Raw genomic sequence first — 24,679 nt, 5'->3', positions numbered from 1 at the left:
TCAAGGAACGGCGGTGGTCCAGCCCGGCTGGATCAGGGATCTGCCCGTTCGGTCAGCGGCGGCGTAGCCCGAGCAGCGCCGGGCGCACGTCGGCCAGGTAGACGAAGGCCGCGATCGTGAACGCGAGGTTCAGCAGCAGGCCGACCGGCAGCAGCTGCACGACGAGCCCGATGCCGAGGATCAGGCACCACGCCGTCTTGGTCAGCTTCCCGGCCGCCTCGTACTCCTCGGCGCTGTGCAGCAGGCTGTTGACGAACGCGAATATCTTCACCGCGAGCAGCACGAACATCACGAGCAGCATCACGTAGCTCTGCACGGCGAAGATGTCCATCACCGCACCAGCCTATCCGGCCGGCTTACTACGGCTGGCTGAGGAGGTTGCGCTAGCAACCGCCTCGAAACCCGCCGCCGCCCCGATCACCGCTCAGCGGTGTCCAGGATCAACGTGATCGGTCCGTCGTTCACCGACTCGACCCGCATGTCCGCGCCGAACCGCCCCCGCTCCAAGCGAGCACCGAGGCGCTCGAGCTCCGCACACACGGCGTCGTACGCCGGCTCGCTGACCGGGCCGGGCGCCGCGGCCTGCCACGTGGGGCGCCGGCCCTTTCGCGCGTCGCCGTACAAGGTGAACTGGCTGACCACGAGCACCGGCGCGCCGACGTCGCTAGCCGACCGCTCCTCGCGCAGCAACCGCACGTCCCAGATCTTGCGAGCGATCCAGGCCACCTCAGCCTGCCCGTCGCCGTGCGTGACCCCGAGATAGACCAGCAGCCCGGGGCCCTCAATCGCCCCGACGGTCTCGTCGTCGACGGTGACGCTCGCAGACAGGACGCGCTGGACGACGGCTCGCACAATCCCACCCTCTCGCACCCGCGCCACCGCTGGTTGAGCAGCAAAGGCCGTCTGACGGCCTGAGCGTGTCGAAACCCCCGCACCAGCGCAGGGCCACAATCGCAGCCACCGGGCCTCGACGAGGGCTCCCTGGCGCTCGCCTGCTCGACCAGCAGACACGACGAAGGCCCCGGACCATCCGGTCCGGGGCCTCCGTGCTCAGAACAGGCTCAGCTGCTCGTCAGTTCTTCAGTCGCCGACCTTCTTGGCGGCAGCGGCGGTCGCCTTCGACGCCGAGGTGGCGGTCTTCTTCGCGGCGGTGGCGGTGCCCTTGGCGCTGCTCTTGGGGGCGGCCGTCGTCTTCTTCACGGTCCGCTTGGCGGTGTTCGTGGTCTTGCGCGCGGTCGACTTGGTCGCCTTGGCGGTCTGCGTCTGCGTGGTCTTGGCCTTGCTGACGGTGGTCTTGGCCGCGGCGGCGGTTGCCTGCGTCTCCTCCTGGCGGCGGATCCGGGCGAGCAGCTGCTCGCCGCGCTTGGCGAGGTCGGCGTAGGTGTCGGAGACGATAACGACGTTCTCGTCGACGGTCTTCTGCAGGCGGGTCGGCAGCGCGCGGGCCTCGTCCTGGAGCTCGGCGACGCGGGCCTCGACGGCGGCGCGGCGGCCCTTGGCGTCCTTCGAGAGCGCCTCGAAGCGGGCGTTGACGGCGACGAGCGCCTGGTCGCGCAGCGCCTTGGGCTCGAGGTCGAGGTCGGCGACCGACTTCTGCACGGTCTCCTGGGTCGCGGCGAACCGCTTCTGCACGTCCGCGGCGTAGTCGCGGACGTAGCCCACGACGAGGTCGGTGGCGCCGACGCCGGCGTACAGCGGGCGCTTCGCGGCCGCGGGGATCTCGATGTCGGCCAACGTCTTGTCGGCCAGGGTCTTGATGTCGAACGTGGTCTTCGCCATGTCGTTCTCTCCTTCGGTGGTGGTCAGTCCTGGGTGTCGGGCAACGCTGGATCGTCCTGGGGCTGACCGGCGTTGAGGGCCAGGAACGAGGCGTGGATGTCGAGTAGGGACTGCTTCTGCCGCTCGGTCAGCCGCGCGTCGTTCAGGACCGCGAGCTCGACGGAGCTCCCGATCCCGTCCTCCGGGCTGACGATGCCGGCGCGGACGTAGAGCTGCTCAGCGGAGATGCGCAACGCCTTGGCGATCTGCTGGAGCACCTCTGCCGAGGGCTTGCGGAGCCCCCGCTCGATCTGGCTCAGGTAGGGGTTGGAGACACCCGCCTGCTCGGCGAGCTGGCGGAGCGAGAGCGACGCGGCGGTGCGCTGCTCCCGCAAGTAGTCCCCAAGGGACCCGACTGCGGTCCCCACCTTCCCCTTGGCCATGTCCCCATAGTGCTTGCTCCTGCTAGCGCTTGCAAGTGCTAGCAGCGTGAGTGGTCGCACAATCGGGAGCAGGTACGCCGCTTGCCGCCGGCTTGCACGTCTCAGACCGCTGCCCGGACAGTTCCCACGACCCGCCCACCGCCGTGCAGCTCGACCAGGCCGGTCCGGCGCACGGCGCCGTCCGCGACCCCGGCCCGTTCGAGGGCGGCTGCCAGCACCACCCGGCGAGCCCGGTCGGCGCCGTCGTCGATCTTGAGCGCGAAGGCCCGCCCGTCGGGCAGCGCGAGCGCATGGCACGCCTCGGCACCCATCTTCCCGATCGCGCCCGGGACGGCGGCAAGCACGTCCCGCTCGTCGCGGGTCGTGCCGGAGACCATCTCGGGGTGCTGCCGGATCGCGTCGGCGACCCGCCTTTCCGGGCCGTCGGTCGCCACGGCGAGCGTCCGGAACCCCTGCGCGAGACCGGTCAGCGACGTCGACAACAGGGGCGCGCCGCAGCCGTCGGTGGCCGCGACAGCGACCGGCTCGCCCGTCAGCTCGACGAACGTCTCGGTGATCGCCACCTGCAGCGGGTGGTGCGGGTCGAGATACGTGGCGGTGTCCCAGCCGTTGACGACGCAGGTGGCGAGCATCGCGGCGTGCTTGCCCGAGCAGTTCATGTGGATGCGCGTCCGTTGGCCACCCGCCCGGACGTGCGCGAGGCGCACCTCCTCGTGGAGCGGGTAGTCCTCGGGCGTCTGCAGCGCCGACTCGTCGAGGTCGACGGTGGCAAGGATCCGGCGTACGCCGTCCACGTGCAGCTGCTCACCCGAGTGCGACCCGCAGCCGAGCGCCAGGAGGTCCGGCGGAAGGTCCAGACCGTGCCGCACCATCGCCAGCGCCTGGACCGGCTTGTTGCACGACCGCGGCAGCACGGGCGACGTCACGTCGCCGATCGACCACTCCACCGTGCCGTCGGCGCCGAGCGCGACGACCGAGCCGTGGTGGCGGCCCTCGACGAAGCCGGAGCGGACCACCTCTGCCACGACGACGGGTCCAGCGACGACAGGACCGGGAGCATCAGGAGCAGCCATACGGCCAACCCAACCACGACGGTTTGCAAGGATGAGCGGGTGCCGAACCCGCCGCAGTACTGCCCCACCCCGCGCGAGCTCGACGACCTGGAGCTGCTGGTCACCGGCGCGTTGGCTCCGCTGAGCCGGTTCGACGAGCCGGGCAGCCCGGTGACCCTCACGTTGCCCGACGACGTGGCCGCCGCGGCCGCTGAGGCGGGTGCCGTAGAACTGGTCGACCCGGAGGGGCTGCCGCTCGCCCGCGTGGGCGTGCCCGGCGGCGAGATCGAGGCACTGACCCACGTGCAGTACGGCCCGTTCCGCCGTCACTACCTCTCCCCCGCGCAGGTCCGCGAGGCGTACGCCGGCTCCATCTTCGTGCCCGTCACCGACGCCCTCACCGAGGCTCAGCTCGAGGAGCTCCGCGCCCTCGGGCGGGTGGTCCTGCTCGCGTACGTCGGCGCCGGCACGCCCGCGCTCTCCCCGGTCGGTCTCATCCGAGCCTCCCTCGCCGCCGCGGACCTGCTCCCGGATGCGGCCGTCGTCGCCGTCCCCCTCGCTGCCCACGGGGACGCGGAGCTCGATCACCAGCTCGGGGTCCAGGTCGCTCACACGTACGCCGCCGGCGACCGCGTCCACGCATTGGCCTCACGGTTGGTTGAGGAGGGCGCGCTAGCGCCCGTCTCGAAACCCGACGACGCCTACCCGCCGTCGATCGCCGCGATCGTCGACTTCGACCGCCCAGAGCCGGCCGACCAGGGCTTGGTGCTCTTCTTCACCGGCCTGTCCGGCAGCGGCAAGTCGACGCTGGCCCGCGCGCTGATGGACCGGCTGCTCGAGCAAGGCGCCCGCACCGTCACGAGCCTCGACGGCGACGTCGTGCGACGGAACCTCTCCGCCGGCCTCACCTTCTCCAAGGCCGACCGCGAGACCAACATCCGCCGGATCGGCTGGGTCGCCGCCGAGATCTCGCGCCACGGCGGAGTTGCGGTCTGCAGCCCGATCGCGCCGTTCGACGAGACCCGCCAGCAGGTCCGCGCGATGGTCGAGGACGCCGGCGGGGCCTTCTTCCTCGTCCACGTCGCCACCCCGCTGGAGGAGTGCGAGCGCCGCGACCGCAAGGGGCTCTACGCGAAGGCTCGACGCGGTGAGATCCCCGAGTTCACCGGCATCTCTTCGCCCTACGACGAGCCCGCGGACGCCGACGTCCGCGTCGACACCACCGGTCGCACCATCGACGAAGCCCTTGCCGACGTGGTCGAGGCGCTGCGCGAGGCCGGCTACCTCGACCTGAGCCCTCGGCTGGTTGAGGAAGGCGCGCTAGCGCCTGTCTCGAAACCCGCTGAGGACGCCGCTCGGCCGGTTGAGGAAGGCGCGCTAGCGCCTGTCTCGAAACCCGCCGAGCAGCCCCTCAAGGTGCTCTTCGTCTGCACCGCCAACATCTGCCGCAGCCCGTTCATGGAGATCGTGGCGCGCAAACTCGCCGGTCCGGACGCGAGCGTGACCTTCGCCAGCGCCGGCACCCACGGCTTCCGCGACCATCCGATGGACGAGGTCATGAGCGGCACGCTCGCCGGCCGAGGAGCCGAGGTCGGCGACTTCGCCAGCCGGGCGGTGAGCCCGCGGATGGTCGACGAGGCGGACCTGGTGCTGACGGCCGAAGCGACGCACCGGACGTTCGTCCTCGACGACCAACCGGCGGCGTTCCGGAAGGTGTTTACGATCGGTCAGTTCGCCGAGGCGATCCGCGCCGCCGGCCCCACGCTCACCGGCCGCGAGTTGATCAAGGCGATCGGGGACCGGCGCGGCCAGGCCAACCCGGGGCTCGATGTCGCCGACCCGTACCGCCGCGGGTCCGAGGCCGCCGAGCAGGCGGCCGCAGGGATCGAAGAGCTGCTGCGCGTCATCGTCCCGCGGCTGACCGGTCGGGCCTGAATGTTCCTCCTCCGCAACGCGATCCGGGACTACGCCTGGGGCTCGAGCACCCACCTGCCGCGCTTCCTCGGCACCGAGCCGACCGGCGATCCGCAGGCCGAGCTGTGGATCGGGGCGCACGACGGCGACCCGTCGTACCTCCCCGACGGCCGCGCGCTCAACGACGTCATCGCCACCGCCCCGCGGGAGCTGCTCGGTCAGACCGTGGTCGAGACCTTCGGCCCGCGGCTTCCGTACCTCATGAAGGTGCTGGCCGTCGCCGAGCCGCTCTCGCTGCAGGTGCACCCGAGCAGCTCGCGGGCCCGGATCGGCTTCTCCCGCGAGGACGCCGCCGGCGTGCCGCTCGACGCCGCGCACCGCAGCTACAAGGACGCCTTCCACAAACCGGAGCTGGTCTACGCGCTCACCCGGTTCGAGGGGATGGCGGGCTTCCGGGACACCGAGAAGTCCGCCCAGATCCTTCGCCTCCTCGACCTGCCCTGGGCCGACGACCTGGCGCACCGGCTCGAGTCGGGACCGGCCTTCCAGACATTGCGCGCCGTCGTCACAGACATGCTCGCCCGCTCCGGCCCGGACCTCGAAGCGCTCCTCGCCGACGTCCAGCGCTCCGCCAAGCACGCGGAGGAGCGCGGCCACCGGGAGGAGAGGCGTGCGAACCCGGTGCGGGTCGACCCAGCACGGATCAACCGCGAGGCGACCCGTGTCTTCGCGATGGTCGGCAAGCTCATCGACCAGTACCCCGCCGACCCCGGCGTCCTGGTCACGCTCCTGCTCAACCACGTCGTGCTAGCGCCGGGCGAGGCGATGTTCCTCGACGCCGGCGTCATCCACGCCTATATCTCCGGGCTGGGCGTCGAGATCATGGCGTCCTCGGACAACGTGCTCCGCGCCGGGCTCACGCCCAAGCACATGGACGTGCCGGAGCTGCTCTCGGTCACCAACTTCACGCCGATGCCGGGCCCGCAGTGGCTGCCGTCGATCGCAGCGCCGCAGCACTGCCACCTCGAACCGCCGGTGCCAGACTTCTCCCTCACCGTGGGCGACGTCCCGGGCGTGACCGCGCCGACCGCCGGGCCGCGGACGGTCCTCGTGCTCGACGGCGAGGTCGAGCTGCTGACCGCCGACGAGACCGTGGCCGCGGGCCGCGGTCAGACCGTGTTCGTCGGCGACGCCGACGGGCCGGTCCGCATCGTGGGTCGCGGGCGGGTCGCCATCGGCGGCGTGCAGCTGTAGCCGTTCTCAGCCGCGCCAGTCCGGTAGGTCGGGCCGGTCGATCCAGTGCCGGCCCTCGTGGCGGAGCGCCTCGATGTCGGCGTCGACCATGATCTGCACCAGCTCAGCGAAACGCACGTCCGGCTTCCAACCGATGCGGGACTCCGCACGGCTGGCGTCGCCGACCAGCGCGTCGACCTCGACGGGGCGCACGTACCGCTCGTCGAAGCGCACGTGCTTCTCCCAGTCCAGACCGGCGTGGTCGAACGCCGCCTCGACGAAGTCACGCACGGTCGCGCTTTCCCCGGTCGCGAGGACGAGGTCCTCCGGCTCGTCGGCCTGCAGCATCCGCCACATGCCCTCGACGTACTCCGGCGCGTAGCCCCAGTCCCGCACCGCGTCGAGGTTGCCGAGGTAGACGAAGTCGTCGAGACCCGCCTGGATCCGGGCCACCGCCCGGGTGATCTTGCGGGTCACGAACACCTCGCCTCGCCGCGGGGACTCGTGGTTGAAGAGGATCCCGTTGACGGCGTGCAGGCCGTAGCTCTCGCGGTACGTCGTGGTCAGCCAGTGCGCGTACGCCTTCGCCGCGCCGTACGGCGAGCGTGGCCGCAGCGGCGTCCCCTCGCTCTGCGGCGGCGGCTCCGCGCCGTACATCTCCGAGCTGCCGGCCTGGTAGAACCGCGCGCCGACACCTGACATCCGCAGCGCCTCGAGCAGCCGGACCGCGCCGATGCCGGCCGCCTCGCCAGCATGCTCCGGCTCGTCAAAGCTGGCGCCGACGTACGACTCCGCCGCGAGGTTGTAGACCTCGTCCGGCTGCACCTGCTGCAGAAGCGCTAGCAGCCGGCCCCCATCGGAGAGGTCGCCGCGGTGCAGGAAGAACCGGCAGTCCGGTTCGTGGGTGTCCTCGACCAGGTGCGCGACCCGGGAGGTGTTGACCGACGATGTGCGCCGCGCGAGCCCGTGGACCTCGTAGCCCTTGGTCAGCAACAGCTCGGCCAGGTACGACCCGTCCTGGCCGGTCACGCCGGTGATCAGCGCCCGCTTCGTCATGGATCCTCCGCTGGTTGAGCTTGTCGAAACCCCCACAGCGTCCCACGGCGCACCCGGTGACAAATCCCGCCTTTCACGATGACAGCACTAGGCTTTCACGCCGTGGACGACCTTCTCACCACCTCTGCCCTCGCCGTGCTGGCGGTCAGCTTCGGCGTCGGCATCGTCGTCGGGCTGACCGGGATGGGCGGCGGCGCCTTGATGACGCCGGCCCTCATCTTCCTCGGCATCCCGCCGACCGCTGCGGTCGCCAATGACCTGGTCGCGGCGGCGGTGAACAAGACGGTCGGAGCGTCGGTTCATTGGCGCACCGGGTCACCGAACCTCAAGCTGGCGACGTACCTCGTCGTCGGCTCGGTGCCGTTCGCCCTCGCCGGCGGCTTCATCGTCCAAGAGATCGGCGGTGAGGACGCCGAGGACTTCCTCGTCACCGCCATCGGCATCGCACTGCTGTTCGCAGCAGCCAGCTACGCCCTGCGGATGTACCTCCAGCTCCGCCTCGTCACCTCCGGCAACCAGGCGCCCGCCGGCGAACCGGCCATCCGCCCGATCCCGACGCTCCTCGTCGGCGCCGTCGGCGGCCTGCTCGTCGGCATCACCTCGGTCGGCTCGGGGTCGCTGATCATGGTCGCGCTGCTGCTGCTCTACCCGACGCTCTCCGCGCTGAAGCTGGTCGGCACCGACCTGGTCCAGGCCGTCCCGCTGGTCCTTGCCGCCGCCATCGGCCACGTCGTCGTGAACGGTGTCGACTGGGGCGTGCTCATCCCGCTCATCATCGGTGGTACGCCCGGCACCTTCCTCGGCGCCCGCATGGCCAGCTGGGTCAGCCAGTCGGTCATCCGGCGCGGCATCGTCATCGTGCTCACCCTGACCGGCCTCAAGATGCTCGGCGTCTCCCCCGAGGCGGTCGGCATCATCGGCGCCGGCCTGCTCCTCCTCGGTCCCCTCGCCTGGGGTTTCGTCCGCCAGACCCGCGGCCTTCCGGCCTTCGACAACAACGCAGCCGCCTGGTACCACGACCGCCAGGACCAAAAGCAGAACCAGTAGCCCCGGCCAGCCCGCGGCTGATTGGGAGGCCGCGCCAGCGCCCCAGCCCGCTGGTTGAGCCGCGAAGGCCGTCTAGCGGCCTGAGCGAGTCGAAACCCCGCGAGTGACGCAGGGCGGCGGCAACCACGGTCACCGGCTGATTGGGGGGTCGCGCTAGCGACCGTCTCGAAACCTGCCGGCACACAGCAGCACCAGCGGCTCAGTCCCGCCCGTAGATGTCCCGCGTGTAGACCTTGTCCGCAACATCGGCCAGCACGTCGGTCCGCCGGTTCGCGACGATCACGTCCGACCGCTTCTTGAACTCGTCAAGGTCCCGCACGACCTCCGACCCGAAGAACAGGTCGTCCTCGAGCGCGGGCTCATACACGACCACCTCGACGCCCGTCGCCTTGAGCCGCTTCATGACTCCCTGCACCGACGACATCCGGAAGTTGTCGGAGCCGGCCTTCATGATGAGTCGGTAGATGCCGACCGCCTGCGGGTTGCGCCGCAAAATGTCGGTGGCGATGAAGTCCTTGCGGGTCGTGTTCGCCTCGACGATCGCGCTGATGAGGTTCTGCGGGACGTCGCGATAGTTCGCGTGCAGCTGCTTGGTGTCCTTGGGCAGGCAGTAGCCGCCGTACCCGAAGCTCGGGTTGTTGTAGTGGCTCCCGATCCGCGGGTCCAGCCCGACGCCCTCGATGATCTGGGCGCTGTCGAGCCCGCGAGTGGCAGCGTAGGTGTCGAGCTCGTTGAAGTAGGCGACGCGCAGCGCCAGGTAGGTGTTGGCGAAGAGCTTGATCGCCTCGGCCTCGGTCGAACCGGTGAGGAGCACCGGGATGTCCGCCGCCACAGCCCCCTCCACCAGCAGGTCCGCGAACAGCTTGCCGCGCTCGCCTTGGTCCCCGACCACGATCCGCGAGGGGTGGAGGTTGTCGTGCAGCGCGCGCCCCTCACGCAGGAACTCCGGGCTGAAGATGATCGACGCGCCCGGGTGCCGCTCGCGCAGCGACGCCGTGAACCCCACCGGCACCGTCGACTTGATGACGACCGTGGCGTCGGGAGCGAGCTCCAGGACGTCGGCGACGACGGACTCGACCGAGCGGGTGTTGAAGTAGTCGGTCTGCGGGTCGTAGTCGGTCGGCGTCGCGACCACGACGAGGTCGACACCGTCGTACGCCGCGCGTTTGTCGACGGTCGCAGTCAGGTCGAGTTCCCGCTGCGCGAGGTACGTCTCGAGCTCGGGGTCCTCCAGCGGTGACTCCCGCCGGTTGACAGTCGCCACCCGTGCCTCGTCGAGGTCGAGGGCGCGCACCTCGTGGTGCTGCGCCAGCACGACAGCGTTCGACAGCCCGACGTAGCCGAGACCTGCGATGGCGATCTTCACAGGCTGAGGGTATGCGCGCTCATCCCGCGCCAGGGCAGCCAGTAGATTGCGCGCGCCCGAACGAGGAGCACACGATGACCCACACCCGCGCGCGAGCCGCTCGGGTCACTCTCGCCGGCTACCTGCTCTTCCTGGTCTGGGGCTTGCTCGCCCCGGTTCCCGACGCACCGTCCGGGCTCGTGACCTGGATGAGCAGCTCCGGCGATGCGATCGGCCTGCCTCCCGCCCTGACCGAGGGCAGCCGGATGGAGTTCGTCGCGAACGTCCTCATCGTCGCGCCGGTCCCGGTCCTGGCGACGTGGACGGACGTACCGGCGATTCGCGGCTGGTCTCGGCGCGACTGAACGTCCGTGATGTTCGTAGGCTCTGCCGGCGTCGAGCTCGTCCAGGCATTCCTGCTGCCGGCCCGCTCCGCGACGTACGTCGACATCGTCGCCAACACCGCCGGTGGATTGCTCGGCGCGGCCGCCGTAGCAGTCCTGCGCCGTTGGTCCGGCTCAGTCGGCGTCGATGTGACCGAGAACGGGTAAACCGCGACGCAGACGGACGACTTTCGTCCCGTCGGCGCTCTCGTGGCTACGATGACGGCTGCTGTCCCGACGAGAGGTCCCCTGCACGTCATGACCGACACCCACTCCGACTACCGGCTGAGCCAGCTCGACCAGCTGGAAGCCGAGTCGATCCACATCTTCCGCGAGGTCGCTGCGGAGTTCGAGAAGCCCGTCCTGATGTTCTCGGGCGGCAAGGACTCCATCGTCATGCTGCGCCTGGCCGAGAAAGCGTTCTACCCGGCGAAGATTCCGTTCCCCGTGCTCCAGGTCGACACGGGCCTGGACTTCCCCGAGGTGCTCGCCACCCGCGACAACTGGGTGAACCGTCTCGGCGTGAACCTCGTCGTTGCCAGCATCGACGACGCGATCGCCAACGGCGTCGTTGTCGACGACGGCAAGACGAGCCGCAACCGGCTCCAGATCGGCACCCTGCTCAACGCCATCGAGGAGAACGGCTTCACCGCCGCCTTCGGCGGCGGGCGCCGGGACGAGGAGAAGGCTCGCGCCAAGGAGCGCGTCTACTCCCACCGTGACGAGTTCGGCCAGTGGGACCCGAAGAACCAGCGCCCCGAGCTCTGGAGCCTCTACAACGGGCGCCTGCACGCGGGCGAGCACATGCGGATCTTTCCGATCTCCAACTGGACCGAGCTGGACATCTGGGACTACATCGGCCGCGAGGGCATCGAGATCCCCTCCATCTACTTCTCCCACCAGCGCCGCGTCTTTGAGCGCGACGGCATGCTGATGAGTGAGACCCCGCTCAACCCCACGCGTCCCGGTGAGGTCATCGAGGAGCGCACCGTGCGGTTCCGCACCTGCGGCGACATCACCCTGACCGGGTGCGTGGAGTCCACGGCGTCAACCATCGACGAGATCATCGACGAGATCTCCGTCGCGACGCTTACCGAACGAGGCGCCACCCGTGGCGACGACCGGTTCTCCGAGGCAGCCATGGAGGACCGGAAGAAGGAAGGCTACTTCTGATGAGCACCGTCAAGAGCACCCAGATGGACCTGCTCCGATTCGCCACCGCGGGCTCCGTCGACGACGGGAAGTCCACCCTCATCGGACGGCTCCTGCTCGACTCGAAGTCGATCTTCGCCGACCAGCTCGAGGCGGTCGAGTCGACCTCGAAGTCCAAGGGGTACGACTACACCGACCTCGCCCTCCTGACCGACGGCCTGCGCTCCGAGCGCGAGCAGGGCATCACGATCGACGTGGCGTATCGCTACTTCGCGACGCCGAACCGCAAGTTCATCATCGCCGACACCCCGGGCCACGTGCAGTACACGCGGAACATGGTCACCGGCGCCTCCACCGCCGACCTCGGCCTCGTGCTCGTCGACGCCCGCCAGGGCCTCACCGAGCAGTCGCGCCGCCACGCGGTGATCCTCTCGCTGCTTCGCGTCCCGCACCTGGTGCTCGCGGTGAACAAGATGGACCTCGTCGACTTCTCCCAGGAGGTCTACGACAAGATCCACGCCGAGTTCACCGCGTTCGCGACGAAGCTCAACATCCCGGACCTCGCGGTCATCCCGATCTCCGCGCTCGCTGGCGACAATGTGGTCAACCGGTCCGAGAACATGCCGTGGTACTCCGGCTCCACGCTCATGCACCACCTCGAGAACGTCCACGTCGCCTCCGACCGGGACCTCATCGATGCCCGCTTCCCGGTGCAGTACGTCATCCGGCCGAAGTCCGACGAGTTCCACGACTACCGGGGGTACGCCGGCATGGTCGCCGGCGGCGTTCTCAAGCCCGGCGACGAGGTCGTCGTCCTGCCCTCCGGCATGACCTCGAAGATCTCCAGGATCGACCTCTTCGACAAGGAGATCATGGAGGCGTTCCCACCCATGTCGGTGACCGTCCACCTCGAGGACGACGTCGACGTCTCCCGCGGCGACATGATCGCGCGCGTCAAGAACGCTCCGCAGCCCTCGCAGGACATCGACGCGATGATCTGCTGGATGAGCACGACGCCCCTGAAGCCGCGGCAGAAGCTCGCAATCAAGCACACGACCCGCACCGCACGCGTCCTGGTCAAGGACATCCAGTACCGCCTGGACATCAACACCCTCCACCGCGACCAGGACGCCAACGAGCTCGGCGTCAACGAGATCGGCCGCGTCCAGTTGCGCACCACCGTCCCACTCCTGTGCGACCCCTACTCGCAGAACCGCACGACTGGCTCGTTCATCCTGATCGACGAGGCCACGGGCGTCACCGTCGGCGCTGGCATGATCAACAACTGACGCTGGACGATGACTGACCCCGCTTCCGGCGACCTGTACTGGTGGAAACCAGCGGAGAGCGCAAGATCCGTTATTCGCGAGGTGGCGAATGGACCGGCATGGCTCCGCCTGCTTGCGCGGGGACCGGCACAAAACTTTGGTGACACCTACTCAGCCGCGGTCTTCAGGTATTTAACCGGACGCAGCCCCCAGTGGCGACCACCCGAGCGGGCAACTCTTGCTCTGGTTGGCTCGATAATCGAGCCGGCCCTGGTAGGCGGCACTGGAGCGATTCTCGGTCCGGGTCTCCGATCCCCAATGCCGAAGCAGCGAGACTTGTTCCTAGAGCGCATAGTGGGCGTCCGCGGACCACTCACGGCGCGCACCCTCGGACTCGGTATGGACGTCGTCGTGGGTGACCCCGGCCTCTTGGTCGGTCGAGTGATTGATGCACCGCAACGGGATCCTCGAGGAATAACAATTCCTCCGCACTTTCGCGAGTTTCACTCACGGAAGGCTGTTGCACTACTCCGCAGCGCGGAAGCCTTTGGCATGAAGGTGGTCGCACCCAACTCGGCCCCATTGAAGGTAGCGGAGGCTGTAGCCACTTCGGAACTCGTCCTTTCCTCAAGCTTACATGGGCTGATCTTTGCAGACGCCCTTGACGTCCCATCCTCCTGGATCAGGATTGGCCCCCACAAAGAGAGTTCATTCAAATTTCAGGATTACTTCGAATCTGTTGGATATCCGCGACAGCGCACAAATTTTTCCGACTGGTTACAGGCTGACCGGACGACAGTACTAGAACGCCGACGGCAGCACATCACGATTAGCCAGAAACTCAGAGAGACCGTTTCGACGCTGACACAGAGCTTTTCGATCAGTGCCCAGAGCCTGGGGCTCCGGCGGCCGGCTGGCCTTCAAGAGCCGCGCTAGAAGGATCAGTCGCGCAACAGCGGCGGGCGGAACGATGACCACGCACCTGGAGTGCGATCGGAGCATCAAAGCGGTCTGCGACAGCGTTTGTCAGGGAGGCGCGCTACACGCCGACTGCGCGCGGGAAGCCCCAGATGGGGCTCGGTCACCGAGATGGCTGCGCGTTCAAGGCTCGCGACCGTCTCGTGGGCTACTCCGCCGATGCCGGACTACCCGGGCGACAAGGGACGAACAAGTACAGTAACTGGCTAGCTACGCCGCCACTACTCTTAGTGACGTCAACTTGTTGACGCAGCTATCGAATGGTCGCAGCTCTTACGGGCTCCTCACAGATGACCATGAAGACGGGCTGGCGCAACGGCCGGGTCAAGCGGGCGACTTCGCGGAAATGGCGGTTTCCTACGCCAGCCTTTCTAGACGTGCCCGAGGCTACCGCCTGCGAGAACCCCGACGCATTCGCTCTCCCCGACCTGTCCATCTTCTGCAGCCTCGACGACCTCGGCTTCGTCATCACACCAGCGCCTCGACCCCGACGTTGCAGTGCTCGCATGCCGAATCTCTCAACCCGATCAGTGATACCGCCGCCCGGCCGCGAACGCTCCACGCGGCACGGTCACCAAGAACTGGCCCGCGAGCCGCTCCACTGACGATCCGCGACGCTGCCGGCCACCATTCTAAGTCACCGATGCATCTCCGGGCGTTACACGTGCGCGCAGCTGGACTTCCGTGCCTAGCCGATGATGAGGTGGGCGACCGCGACCGCGATCCACTTGAATGCCCACCGCAATCCCCGGCGCAGGGGATCGATAGGCTCGGGATCGCGGAGCAACACCTCCAAGCGGCTTAGCCCCGCTCGAACGGCAATTGCGCCCTCCTTGCCGAGGCCAACGGCTCCCGACATGGTCGGTGGGCGACCGAAGTGGGCATTCCAGACATCGCTCGCGGCCCGGCCCGAGACCTGGCGCGACGGCGTCGGGGTCCCCGCGATGGACGCCATCCAGCACGTCATCCGTGCCCACCGCAAACACAGGCTGAGCCGCCCTGGTCGGCTCGCCGGACCCGGCGCACCTGAGCCGGTCTCTTCCCTTTAGCAGCCAGGTTGGCTGGCTGCGCGCTGTTCGCCGATGGGCGGCACTTCGAGATCGATGCGACGTCGGAAATCCAAGGCGCACGAACCTCACCTGCTAGCACGGGACTGAGAGCCAGGGCCGAACGCCGGACTCAACTACGCCCGACCACTCCCCTTACGGGACCGGATCCGAGTGCGTAGGAGCTGAGTACAACCGGCCGTGGCCGCGCGAGCCACTCGGCTAGGGCGTTGCCGCCGCGTCTACCCGGCAAGGCGACCGCACAGCGCCAAGCAGCATCGCAACAAATACAAGAACAAACAAGACCTCGATGGCGCTCAGGACACTCAGCATCGTCAGTCCATTCAGCGAAGACAGGGCGGCCCCCGAAGCCACCACTTTTCCCACAGAAACTGCGGCGCTTCGGTGGGGGCGGCCGAGGAGGGTCAACTGATTCGCCACGGGGATCTTGAACAGCGAAGCCCACACAACCCCTCCCGAGGCGAACAAGAAGACAGCGCCAGCGGTGTAGTCATGCATCGACGCGAGCGCGTAGGCGCTACCGATAACGCCCGCGCTCATCGCCGCACTCGCGTACAGAGCTCGCCTTACTGCCGCGTGGACCGCGGGCTTTGCGCCCTCTCCTGACCTGATAGCCGAAGCTACCGACATGTCAAGATGCGGGCCGACAAGTTGGCCTGCAATGGTCATCATCCCGTTCGTTAGGCGTAGCACTGACGCCCAGGCCTCTTGATAGTGACCGGCAAACGGAAGCGTGAGATTCACAACTTGGACCCCCAACTCCTGTCCCAGCGCGCCGACCGTCTGACCCACACGGCGCCGCGCAAACGCGAGCGCCTTCTTGAAATTCGGGACTTCGATCCCGTCCAAGCTGAGCGCACCGCGGAATAGAAAAATGGCGGAGCAGCCGTGAGTTAAGGCAGAGGCTATGACCAGAGACAAATGAGACTTCGAGACCAGTAGTGCAGCAGCCACGGTTGCTAGATTGAGAACGCCATAAAGAAAGCGAACTCTGATTATACGGCTGAAATCGCCGTGCCGGACGCCGACCGCGACCCCCGACCTATAACTTCCAATAGTTAAGACCAGGACGGAAACGCCGACTACAAGGTCCGTAGGCCCGGCCGCGAAAGACCCGCTGACGACAGATGCGAGTCCGGAAGCAAGCAGAAACATCATGCCGAAGAATCCCAAAGCCCCGACAGCTACCCTCGCCTCTTGGTCCGAGAGGCTGGGATAGGTCCCCGGGAATCCCATAAGGACAAACTGACACAGGATCAGGGCGACAGCACTCGTGAATAAAAGGAAGGCCACCTGATCTGCACGCCCGACGACGACGGGCAGCAGCATTGCTCCGACATTCAGTGCTTGGCCCAGTAACGCGGGCGCCAAGCCTACAAAGCGCCTCCAGATGAGCCGTTTCCGCAACCCATTGACGATCGTCATTGGGAAACAGCGGCGGAAAGGTCGCTAACCAGCCGTCGCCACGAATAGGAACTGTTTGACGCTGCAATCGCAGCCTCCGAACAAGCCCGGTACAACGACGCGTCCGTCAACAATCTAGAAAGCGCATCATGGACTGCGGACGCGTCGACCGAGGAAGCCACTAGGCCCCCACCAGAATCCCGGACCTGCCTCTCGATACCGCCCACAGGCGTGCTTACCACCGGGACGCCGCAACTCATCGCCCAAGCAATCACGCCGCTTTGACTGGCGTCCCTATATGGAAGGACCAAGACGTCGAACGATCTGATCAATTCTTCGAATGAGGACTCGCGCACCCATCCAACGTTCCATTGAAGTAGGCCGTGAGGATCGAGTATCTCGGGATCGTCCCCGGCACTACCCGCACCCCATACCTCGAAATCCCAAGGAAGATGGGCCGACGCAGCGATCTCCGCAACCTGAGCGTAGATGTCAAGGCCCTTATATGGTTCGAGCCTGCCTACGAAACCCACGCGCGGATGCGCTGGCAACGAGCGCGGCTCACTGTTGACGACCCCAGAGAATGCGGGATGAACCGACGTAACCACCTGCTTGTCGAGAAACCTCCTCTGTTGACGGATGCGAGCAGCGGAGTCGTCCGATAGCGCAAGTACAAAATCCGCACGCCGGATCTCGAGCGCACGCCCAATCCGTTGCAGGATATTCCCAGCACCCGCATGGAAATTCCCGTCATGAACACAGAAAACATACGTGGACGATCGAGGAATCGAGAGCGGGACAACCACGCTTTGGAGGTAGTTTTCCATCGCGGAGATCACGATGCTCGGTCCGCGACGATTCACTAGACGGCGGAACCTCCAGGTCAATATCGGTATTCGCAGGAAGGCAAGAAGCGCGGTCCATGCCGACCCATAGGTTCGTACTGGGTCCTCCAGAGCCTGCGCTGGCCCCGAGCGTGACCGACACTCATTGAAATACTCTGCCGTCGCGTTACGTGACAAAACGACGTCACTACCACTTTCCGCGAAAGCATCAGCCAACTCGCTCGCGAATCGAGGACCTGCGCCTGTGCGCCCCCAGTGAACCACTATGACCGATTCCGCCCGCGCCTGCATGGTTGACCTCACTATCAGGGGCTGCCGTTGACATCACGAAGAGCATCGCTGGGATCAGCGGGGTCAAGTGTCGCAGAGCTGAGCCGAAGTCGGGCTCAAACACCGCTTGCACAGCGACGAACGCCACGATGATGGGCGCAAGCCGCAGCGCCTGAGCACCTTGACCACTGCCGCGCACCAGTGCCCGCCAGAAGCCGAACCAGAGGGAACCGATGAGTATAGCCAAAGTCGCGTGGTAAACCGTTCCGATCAGGAAGAGCGGCACCGGGACCTGCAGAAATACAAAACTAGCCAATACGTTCGCCACTCCCTCGACTGGGCCATCACCCGGTACGAACGACGGTATCGCCGTTGTGGCATCGGCGCTTGCGAGTCTGTCACTATTCGCCACCTCGCGATAGTGTCCGATATCAACACCCACCAGGGCTGGCAAAGCCAGACTCAGGCCAACCCAGAAAGCCAGGATCACCATCGTGGATAATCCAGCCCGAGCGCGCGTTCTGTTCACCGCCCATAAAGCAAGAGTGAGCATCAGGACAAGAAACCAGTACTCTCGAAAGAACGCTGCATAGACCACTGCACTAAGGACAAAGACTAACCGCCAGCGAAGAGCGTTTGTCCGACTGAGGACCAGTGGCAGATACGTCAGCGCAGGCAAGAGATCCTTCGTATACTGCCCCAGGTAAACAGCACCGAGGAAGATCGTTCCCAGCAGGGCAGCCGTCTCGTACAAAGGCGACGCCGATGGCGCCGTCCGGCTGAGTACAATAAAGCACACCGTGCAATAGATCAGGAACGTGGTCACGCCGGCAACAACAGCATCGTTGTCAAGATTCAGGATGCGATAAAGGTGCGCGACGGATTCGAAGTTTTGGTCATTTATGACGTAGTTCTCGTTAGCTGCGATTGCCTGAATCTTTCGTGCGTCATAACTGAAGTATTCCGGCAGTCCAGGTTGGCCTAACGCTATGAACACCACGCCACAGAACGTTGCAGCGAGAAAAATCAGTGACCGCCGCACGGCTGGTGTCCAAGGCACCTCGGCTAACCTCCGATCGTTGGAAGTCGCGGCCGCATGCTCGCCGGCACGCCGACGGCCGAGTGAGCCTTCGGCACATCTTTGAGGACGACAGCATTGGCTCCAATTCGACTGTCGTCACCCACTATGATCGCTCCGAAGAGTTTCGCTCCCGGCCCAATCCGCACACGGTCACCGATCTGTGGTGATTCGCCAGGTCGAGCATCGTCATCACCCGTACCGCCTATAGTCACGCCCTGCTGAATTCGGCAGCCAGACCCTATAGTGACGTACTTGCCTATCACCACGCCGGTCGGATGGAATAATCTGAGATCGTGCCCAATTTTCGCCTGCCAAGCGATGTCCGCGCCGGTGACCATGTGATTCAATTGTTTGATTAACAGGCCGAGCAACGGGAGTCGGCCGCCCAGCCTGTGCGATAGGCGGTACAGAAAGACGCCCAAGTGGCTGATCGTCATCTACCGCACGTCCCAACGCGTCCCGCGACTAGAGTCACTGTAAACCAGTTCGAGCGCGCGCGCTTGCGCCGTAACTGAGTGCTCCTCAAGAAGATCGGCCTGGAATGCCAAAGCTCCCGCCCTTTTCAAGGACAACTCGTCCCATATGTCTGGAAGTTGACCCGGCGTCGCGCATATCAAGGGAAATTCGTAGGGCCGGAACGCGGGTATATCTCGAACGATCACCGGAACTCCTAGGCGTGCGACTTCGAGGACGGCGATTGGAAAACCCTCCCAAGATGCGGAATGAAGGTAGACCGTTGCTTTCGAGAGGGCTTCGAGTGCCTCTGCTCTCGGGAGCCACCCCGTAACTTCCACGCCCGACGACCTAAGTAGATCGGCACTCTCAGGGTCTCCTCCGCCGACCCAGATGGCGTCAACGTCGGCACCCGAGGCACGGAGCGATTTCACGGCGGCCCCGAAGAACATCGGATCCTTCTGGGCGGCGAGTCGGCCGGATCCAGCAATCAAAGGTCGGACGTGTGACTCCGAGCGCGTGGGGGGAAGATCTGTCCGCTGCGGTGCCAGATTCGGGACCACAATCACCCGACTGTTCCGCCGCAGCGACCGCACCAATTGCGCCTCTCGCAGAGAACAGGCGGCAAAAATGTCAGTATTCCGGGCAAGTACACTCTCGGCAACGCGATACTTTGCGCGTGCGAGCTTCGAGATGTCCTGCCGCTCGAACGCAAAGCAATGGGGCGTGTAAACGATGCGCCGGACTGGCAACGGGCTCATTCGGACATAGAATCCAGCGAAACTTGAGTGAGCATGCACAATCGTTCGCGGCCCGAGCCTCCAGGAAGCTTCCCTAACGTCACGGACCCGCTTTAGCGCGCCCGCACCCATGGTCGATCGTGTCTCGAATACGTCAAGCGCGCTGTGGTCGTAGGCGAAACCGTCGCGCTCAGCCATGAGCAAGTGGTGATTCAGGTGTGGTGTCGTGGACGCATAGTCCGCTACGGCCGCGAACAGACCCCCGCCGATGTTTTCAACGACGTGCAGGACGTCCTCCGCCACCGAAGATCTCCCCCTCAAAGGTCAGCCCGTCTGCATAGCGCTCCGCATCGAAGACGCCCCAGGCCGGAACGATAACGCGCCCAGCCGGGGTCTCGAAACGTCCGCCGACAGACTGTCGCTCTTGCGCCAGCGCCCGAGCGGGGTCTGGCCGCGAAGGCAACTCGTCGGTGTCGCTGGGGTCAAGCGTTTAGCCGACCTCCAGCGAGGCCCTAGGCGCTGCGACAACAACGGACGGCACGGCGCTCGGTGCCCTGTGCGACTTCCCTATTGGTCCTCCGCGCTCAAACACCGCAGGAGAAGCACAGCAGTGCCGTGCACGACCGACCCCCGGACCCCAGCGGCCGCCCTAACGCTCCGGCGTCGTACACCTCCGCACGGCTCTCGCGGAACCCTTCAGATACGCACGACCACTTCAGCGACGGAGCCCACGGATGCGACGACCTTCCTGTCGACGGGGTCCGCCTCCGGGGCGAGGGTGCGGAGCGTCCACTCGCCGTCGCCGGCGAAGAAGCGGAAGTGACCGGTGGCCGAGGTGGGGACCTCGGCGGTGAACTCATCGGACTTATCGAGCAGACGCACGTAAGCGTTGCCGACGGGCTCGCCGCCACGCAAGACCTGGCCCTGGACGATAGCTTCCTTGGCGACGTTCACGCCGTCGAGCGGGAGACCGCCCTCGGTGGCACCGCACATGTTCTTACTTCCTTTGCTTCGTTGTGTCGTCAGGCAGGGCCCGGCTGGTTGATCCGAGCCCTGCCTTGGGTTACGGGGTTTAGACACGCTCGCGCGCTAGCGCGCACTCGCTGCTCAACCAGCGGTTGAGCGGGGTGGCGCGGTTGGTCAGGCCTCCCCGGGCTCGTCGCCGAGGGCGACGGGGACGCCGACGAGGGAGCCGTACTCGGTCCAGGAGCCGTCGTAGTTCTTGACGTTCTGGTGGCCGAGCAGCTCCTTGAGGACGAACCAGGTCAGCGAGGAGCGCTCACCGATGCGGCACAGGGCGATGGTGTCCTTGGAGTCGTCGATGCCCACCTCGGCGTAGAGCGCCTTGAGCTCCTCGTCGGACTTGAAGGTGCCGTCGTCGTTGCAGTTCTTGCTCCACGGCACGTTCAGCGAGGTGGGGATGTGGCCCGCGCGCTGGGCCTGCTCCTGCGGGAGGTGGGCCGGAGCCAGGAGCCGGCCGGCGTACTCGTCGGGGCTGCGGACGTCGATGAGGTTCTTGACGCCGATGGCCTCGACGGTCTCGTCGCGGAAGGCGCGGATGGACAGGTCGGGGTCCTGGGCCGTGTAGGTGGTCTTCTCGCGGGTGGGGACCTCGTCGGTCAGCTCGCGGGAGTCGAGCTCCCACTTCTTGCGTCCGCCGTCCATGAGCTTGACGTCCTGGTGGCCGTAGAGCTTGAAGTACCAGTAGGCGTACGCGGCGAACCAGTTGTTGTTGCCGCCGTAGAGGACGACGGTGTCGTCGTTGGCGACGCCGCGCTCGGAGAGCAGCTCGGAGAACCGGTCGCGGTTGACGAAGTCGCGGCGGACCTGGTCCTGCAGGTCGGTCGTCCAGTCGAGCTTGATCGCGCCACGGATGTGGCCCTTGTCGTACGACGTCGTGTCCTCGTCGACCTCGATCACGACGACCTTCTCGTCGTCGAGGTGGTCCTCGACCCACTGGGTCGAGACGAGGGAGTTCTCGCGGCTCATGTGGTGCTCCTTCTGCTGCTGCTTCTCGGGGACTGTGTAGTGGACCTGGGTGGTCCGAGTTGGTCTTGGCTTTGCGGACGGCGGGTTTCGAGACGGTTGCTAGCGCAACCTCCTCAACCAGCCGCGGAGGTTGCTGGCGCTTGCTGCTCAACCAGCGGTCGCGGCTGGGCGGAGGCGTTGAAGGAGGAGGTAGAGCTCGCAGCCGAGGCAGAGGCGGAACACGGCGTTCAGCAGGGCGGCGGCGAGGGCAAGGCCGGTGGCGACCTGGCCGATGACCGTCGCTCCGGCGAGGAAGCCGACGAACGCGACCGCTGTGAAGGCCAAGCCGACGCCCTGGGCGAACTGCGGCGGACGCGGGTCCTCGAACTCGACCGGCGGGCTCAGGCGCGGGCGGACGAGGCGGCGGAACAGCCAAGCGTGCGGCGTGCGCTGGACGCCACCGAGCGCGCCAACGGCGAACAGGACGGCCTGGGCGCCGACGAGCAGCGCCGCGGCCGGCGTCGGGACGAGCAGCACGATCGCCAGGACCAAGGCCGTCACGGCCGCGGTGAACTGGGGGCCGCGGGGGTCGACGCCTGGCGGCGTACTGACACGCGGTGGTGCGGTGACGGACATGTCTCTCCTGCTGACCGGACGGGGCGGACGGACCGTTCCCGGGGTCGGCGGAGCCGAGCAGGCAGGAACGTCAGGAGGTACGACAGAGCGACGAGCGGACGCGGCAGTGGTCGACTGCGCGTCGGCGGGTCAGCAAGGTCGTGGACATGCTGACCAATGTAGGCGGGGGCTCCCGGCGCACCCGAATCGGCATCTCGAGGCATGGACAGCGAGTCCACGATGCGGGACGCAGGGAAGGTCGCCCATCAGCCCTACACTTCGGGCGTGACGCGGCGCGCATTCATCACGGGCATCACCGGGCAGGACGGGTCGTACCTGGCCGAGCTGCTGCTCTCCAAGGACTACGAGGTGCACGGCCTCGTGCGGCGCGCCTCGACGCTGAACCGGGGCCGCATCGACCACCTGCACGCGGACCCGAGGCTGCACCTGCACTACGGCGACCTCACTGACGGCGTCAGCCTGAGCAACCTGGTGCGGGACATCGAGCCACACGAGGTCTACAACCTCGGCGCACAGAGCCACGTGAAGGTGTCGTTCGAGATGCCGGAGTACACCGCGTCGACCGACGCGGTCGGCACGCTGCGACTGCTCGAGGCGATCCGGGCGTCGCGCATCGACTGCCGCTACTACCAAGCGTCGACGTCGGAGATGTTCGGCGCCACTCCCCCGCCGCAGCACGAGGGGACCGCGTTCTACCCACGCTCGCCGTACGGCGCCGCGAAGCTGTACTCGCACTGGGTGACGGTGAACTACCGCGAGGCGTACGACCTGTTCGCCGTCTCCGGGATCCTCTTCAACCACGAGTCGCCGCGGCGGGGCGAGAGCTTCGTGACCCGCAAGATCAGCCTGGGCGTCGCCGCGATCAAGCTCGGCGTCAGCGACCGCCTCGAGCTCGGCAACCTTGACGCGGTGCGCGACTGGGGCTACGCGCCGGAGTACGTCGAAGGCATGTGGCGGATGCTGCAGCACGACACCCCGACCGACTTCGTGCTCGCCACCGGCACGGGCCGCACGGTGCGCGACTTCTGCGAGGCGGCCTTCTCCCACGCCGGCCTTGTGTGGCAGGACCACGTCCTCCACGACAAGCAGTACGAGCGGCCGACCGAGGTGGACGCGCTCATCGGCGACGCGAGCAAGGCGCGCGAGCTGCTCGGGTGGGAGGCGCAGACGCACGCCGACGACCTCGCCCGGCTCATGGTCGACGCCGACATCGAGCAGCTCGGCCGGCTGATCGACCGATAGTCGTGGCTGTCGCGCTCGTCACCGGGGTCGCCGGGCAGGACGGCATCTACCTGGCGCGCGAGCTGCTCGCGCGCGGGTCGCGCGTCGTCGGCACGGTGCGCCCCGACAGCTCGGAAGCGACCCGGATGGCGGCGTACCTCGACGACGTCGACGTGCGGTCGCTGGATGTCCGCGACACCGCAACCTTCGCGACGCTGGTCGAGGACGTCCGGCCGGACCGGGTCTTCAACCTCGCCGGGCTGACCTCCGTCGGGCAGAGCTGGCGCGAGCCGAAGCTGACCGAGGAGGTCAACGGCGCGGCGGTCGAGCGGATGCTCGATGTGCTGGTCGGGCGGGACGTGCGCTTCTTCCAGGCGTCGTCGGCGGAGGAGCTGGGCCACCCGGCGGCGTGGAGCCCATACGCGCGGAGCAAGGCGCGGGCGCGGGCGGCCGTCGAGCGGGCGCGAGCGGGTGGGTCGTTCGCGTGCGTCGCGACGCTGTACAACCACGAGAGCCCGGTGCGCGGCCCACAGTTCGTGACGCGCAAGATCACGCAGGCGGTCGCCGAGATCGCCCTCGGTCGACGGTCGACGTTGACCCTGGGCAACACGGCGGTGACCCGGGACTGGGGCTTCGCCGGTGACTACGCCGCGGCGATGGCCGACCAGCTGGAGCTCGACGGACCGCAGGACGTCGTGCTGGCGACAGGTGTGGGCCGAACCCTCGACGAGCTGGTGCAGGTGGCGTTCGCTGCCGCCGGGATCGACGACCCGGCGGTACACGTCGAGCACGACCCCGCGCTCATGCGGCCGGCGGACGTGCCGGTGCAGGTGGGCGACCCGAGCACGGCCGAGCGGCTGCTGGGGTGGCGGAGGACGGTGTCGTTCGAGGACATGGTCGAGCACATGGTGCGGGTCGACGTGGAACGGTTGCGGTCCGGCGTCGACGAGTCGCCGGCGTACCTCCTCCCCGCCTGAGCGTCGCTCAGCCGCCGGCGAACGGTGGGAGGAACTCGACGTCCGACCCGACGGGCACCTGGACCGCGTCCGGGTCCTTGGACGCGGTCGGGCGGTCGCCGACGAGCGTCGAGCAGGTGCGGAGGATGTCGCCGAGCCGGTCGGCGTCGGGGTGCATCGCGAGCGCCCGGTCGCGGACCTCAGCAAGCGTCAGCGGGCCGTCCACGGTCAGCACGTCCTCGGAGGTGCCGGCCGCGGCCTTAGCCGCCGCCCAATAGCGGACTCGGATGGTTTTCGTCTCATTCACGTTGAATCGATCCACTGTGTCCACCACGTTTCGCTAAACTTCCGAGAACTTCACGACCGAGGCCCAGTGTTGCGTCCCGGTCCCCGCCCGCTAACGGGAGGA

At 67.0% G+C, this 24,679-nt stretch carries 23 protein-coding genes and 1 pseudogene; 10 read left to right on the top strand and 14 right to left on the bottom strand.

The genetic code is table 11. The features are described 5' to 3' along the window. Positions 1 to 52 precede the first annotated feature (52 nt). The 5 genes from G6553_RS11920 to G6553_RS11900 all read right to left on the bottom strand — a co-directional run bounded on the left by G6553_RS11920 (position 53) and on the right by G6553_RS11900 (position 3,226). The gene (locus tag G6553_RS11920; protein ID WP_242680355.1) at positions 53 to 331 is read right to left on the bottom strand and encodes a DUF2516 family protein; all 279 of its coding nucleotides are present in this window, start codon (positions 329 to 331) and stop codon (positions 53 to 55) included. An 86-nt stretch (positions 332 to 417) separates the two neighbouring features. Then, positions 418 to 852, bottom strand: coding sequence for a D-aminoacyl-tRNA deacylase (gene dtd / locus G6553_RS11915; RefSeq protein ID WP_166192839.1), 435 nt, complete (start codon positions 850 to 852; stop codon positions 418 to 420). A 228-nt stretch (positions 853 to 1,080) separates the two neighbouring features. Beyond that, positions 1,081 to 1,779 carry a hypothetical protein gene (locus G6553_RS11910; protein ID WP_166192836.1) on the bottom strand — a complete coding sequence of 233 codons (699 nt, stop codon included), beginning with the start codon at positions 1,777 to 1,779 and terminating at the stop codon, positions 1,081 to 1,083. A 23-nt stretch (positions 1,780 to 1,802) separates the two neighbouring features. Beyond that, positions 1,803 to 2,201 carry a helix-turn-helix transcriptional regulator gene (locus tag G6553_RS11905; protein ID WP_166192833.1) on the bottom strand — a complete coding sequence of 133 codons (399 nt, stop codon included), beginning with the start codon at positions 2,199 to 2,201 and terminating at the stop codon, positions 1,803 to 1,805. Between the two features lie 101 nt (positions 2,202 to 2,302). Continuing rightward, positions 2,303 to 3,226: an asparaginase gene (locus G6553_RS11900; protein WP_347565674.1), complete on the bottom strand. Its 924-nt coding sequence runs from the start codon at positions 3,224 to 3,226 to the stop codon at positions 2,303 to 2,305. Positions 3,227 to 3,313: 87 nt separating this feature from the next. Here G6553_RS11900 and cysC point away from each other — a divergent pair, with 87 nt between their 5' ends. Both cysC and manA read left to right on the top strand, forming a co-directional pair. Continuing rightward, positions 3,314 to 5,188 carry an adenylyl-sulfate kinase gene (gene cysC / locus G6553_RS11895; protein ID WP_166192827.1) on the top strand — a complete coding sequence of 625 codons (1,875 nt, stop codon included), beginning with the start codon at positions 3,314 to 3,316 and terminating at the stop codon, positions 5,186 to 5,188. After that, the gene (gene manA / locus G6553_RS11890; protein WP_166192824.1) at positions 5,189 to 6,421 is read left to right on the top strand and encodes a mannose-6-phosphate isomerase, class I; all 1,233 of its coding nucleotides are present in this window, start codon (positions 5,189 to 5,191) and stop codon (positions 6,419 to 6,421) included. Positions 6,422 to 6,427: 6 nt separating this feature from the next. Here manA and gmd (G6553_RS11885) read toward each other — a convergent pair whose 3' ends face one another. Further along, positions 6,428 to 7,456, bottom strand: a complete 1,029-nt coding sequence (gene gmd / locus G6553_RS11885) for a GDP-mannose 4,6-dehydratase (protein ID WP_166192821.1) — start codon at positions 7,454 to 7,456, stop codon at positions 6,428 to 6,430. Between the two features lie 102 nt (positions 7,457 to 7,558). On the opposite strand from gmd (G6553_RS11885), the gene G6553_RS11880 reads away from it, so the two are divergent. After that, complete coding sequence (locus tag G6553_RS11880) at positions 7,559 to 8,503, top strand: sulfite exporter TauE/SafE family protein (RefSeq protein ID WP_166192818.1); 945 nt, start codon at positions 7,559 to 7,561, stop codon at positions 8,501 to 8,503. 199 nt (positions 8,504 to 8,702) lie between these two features. Here the strand turns inward: G6553_RS11880 and G6553_RS11875 are convergent, their stop codons facing one another. Beyond that, positions 8,703 to 9,869 (bottom strand): nucleotide sugar dehydrogenase, encoded by a 1,167-nt coding sequence (locus tag G6553_RS11875; protein ID WP_166192815.1) that lies wholly within the window; start codon positions 9,867 to 9,869, stop codon positions 8,703 to 8,705. 74 nt (positions 9,870 to 9,943) lie between these two features. On the opposite strand from G6553_RS11875, the gene G6553_RS11870 reads away from it, so the two are divergent. From G6553_RS11870 to G6553_RS22170, 5 genes and pseudogenes are all read left to right on the top strand, one after another. Next, entirely contained in the window at positions 9,944 to 10,213 is a 270-nt protein-coding gene (locus G6553_RS11870; protein WP_166192812.1) for a hypothetical protein, read from the top strand. Between the two features lie 9 nt (positions 10,214 to 10,222). Beyond that, positions 10,223 to 10,399 (top strand): hypothetical protein, encoded by a 177-nt coding sequence (locus tag G6553_RS11865; RefSeq protein WP_166192809.1) that lies wholly within the window; start codon positions 10,223 to 10,225, stop codon positions 10,397 to 10,399. Between the two features lie 90 nt (positions 10,400 to 10,489). Continuing rightward, entirely contained in the window at positions 10,490 to 11,404 is a 915-nt protein-coding gene (gene cysD / locus G6553_RS11860) for a sulfate adenylyltransferase subunit CysD (protein WP_166192806.1), read from the top strand. Next, positions 11,404 to 12,672 (top strand): GTP-binding protein, encoded by a 1,269-nt coding sequence (locus tag G6553_RS11855; protein ID WP_242680347.1) that lies wholly within the window; start codon positions 11,404 to 11,406, stop codon positions 12,670 to 12,672. The genes cysD and G6553_RS11855 overlap by 1 nt, the downstream gene beginning before the upstream one ends. A 1,334-nt stretch (positions 12,673 to 14,006) precedes the next feature. Continuing rightward, positions 14,007 to 14,145: pseudogene (locus G6553_RS22170) on the top strand (ISL3 family transposase); the annotation flags it as partial. A 752-nt stretch (positions 14,146 to 14,897) separates the two neighbouring features. On the opposite strand, the gene G6553_RS11845 reads toward G6553_RS22170, so the two are convergent. The 6 genes from G6553_RS11845 to G6553_RS11810 form a co-directional block, all read right to left on the bottom strand. Then, a complete protein-coding gene (locus tag G6553_RS11845) occupies positions 14,898 to 16,025 on the bottom strand; it encodes a hypothetical protein (RefSeq protein WP_166192800.1) in 1,128 nt (375 codons plus the stop codon). A gap of 1,128 nt (positions 16,026 to 17,153) precedes the next feature. Next, a complete protein-coding gene (locus G6553_RS11835; protein WP_166192794.1) occupies positions 17,154 to 18,275 on the bottom strand; it encodes a hypothetical protein in 1,122 nt (373 codons plus the stop codon). A gap of 5 nt (positions 18,276 to 18,280) precedes the next feature. Next, positions 18,281 to 18,733, bottom strand: a complete 453-nt coding sequence (locus tag G6553_RS11830; protein ID WP_166192791.1) for a serine acetyltransferase — start codon at positions 18,731 to 18,733, stop codon at positions 18,281 to 18,283. 1,452 nt (positions 18,734 to 20,185) lie between these two features. Further along, positions 20,186 to 20,482: a DUF1416 domain-containing protein gene (locus G6553_RS11820; protein WP_166192785.1), complete on the bottom strand. Its 297-nt coding sequence runs from the start codon at positions 20,480 to 20,482 to the stop codon at positions 20,186 to 20,188. A gap of 147 nt (positions 20,483 to 20,629) precedes the next feature. Further along, positions 20,630 to 21,478: a sulfurtransferase gene (locus G6553_RS11815; protein WP_166192782.1), complete on the bottom strand. Its 849-nt coding sequence runs from the start codon at positions 21,476 to 21,478 to the stop codon at positions 20,630 to 20,632. A gap of 147 nt (positions 21,479 to 21,625) precedes the next feature. Beyond that, positions 21,626 to 22,093, bottom strand: coding sequence for a DUF4395 domain-containing protein (locus tag G6553_RS11810; protein WP_166192779.1), 468 nt, complete (start codon positions 22,091 to 22,093; stop codon positions 21,626 to 21,628). Positions 22,094 to 22,357: 264 nt separating this feature from the next. Here G6553_RS11810 and gmd (G6553_RS11805) point away from each other — a divergent pair, with 264 nt between their 5' ends. Both gmd (G6553_RS11805) and G6553_RS11800 read left to right on the top strand, forming a co-directional pair. Beyond that, positions 22,358 to 23,335 (top strand): GDP-mannose 4,6-dehydratase, encoded by a 978-nt coding sequence (gene gmd / locus G6553_RS11805; RefSeq protein ID WP_347565673.1) that lies wholly within the window; start codon positions 22,358 to 22,360, stop codon positions 23,333 to 23,335. A 2-nt stretch (positions 23,336 to 23,337) separates the two neighbouring features. After that, positions 23,338 to 24,291 carry a GDP-mannose 4,6-dehydratase gene (locus G6553_RS11800; protein WP_166192776.1) on the top strand — a complete coding sequence of 318 codons (954 nt, stop codon included), beginning with the start codon at positions 23,338 to 23,340 and terminating at the stop codon, positions 24,289 to 24,291. Between the two features lie 7 nt (positions 24,292 to 24,298). Here the strand turns inward: G6553_RS11800 and G6553_RS11795 are convergent, their stop codons facing one another. Continuing rightward, positions 24,299 to 24,496: a MoaD/ThiS family protein gene (locus G6553_RS11795; protein ID WP_207619674.1), complete on the bottom strand. Its 198-nt coding sequence runs from the start codon at positions 24,494 to 24,496 to the stop codon at positions 24,299 to 24,301. Between the last annotated feature and the right edge of the window lie 183 nt (positions 24,497 to 24,679).

Origin of the sequence: Nocardioides sp. IC4_145, assembly GCF_011250565.1 — a bacterium.
GTDB lineage: Bacteria > Actinomycetota > Actinomycetes > Propionibacteriales > Nocardioidaceae > Nocardioides.
This window is presented reverse-complemented; position numbering and strand designations above follow the sequence as displayed.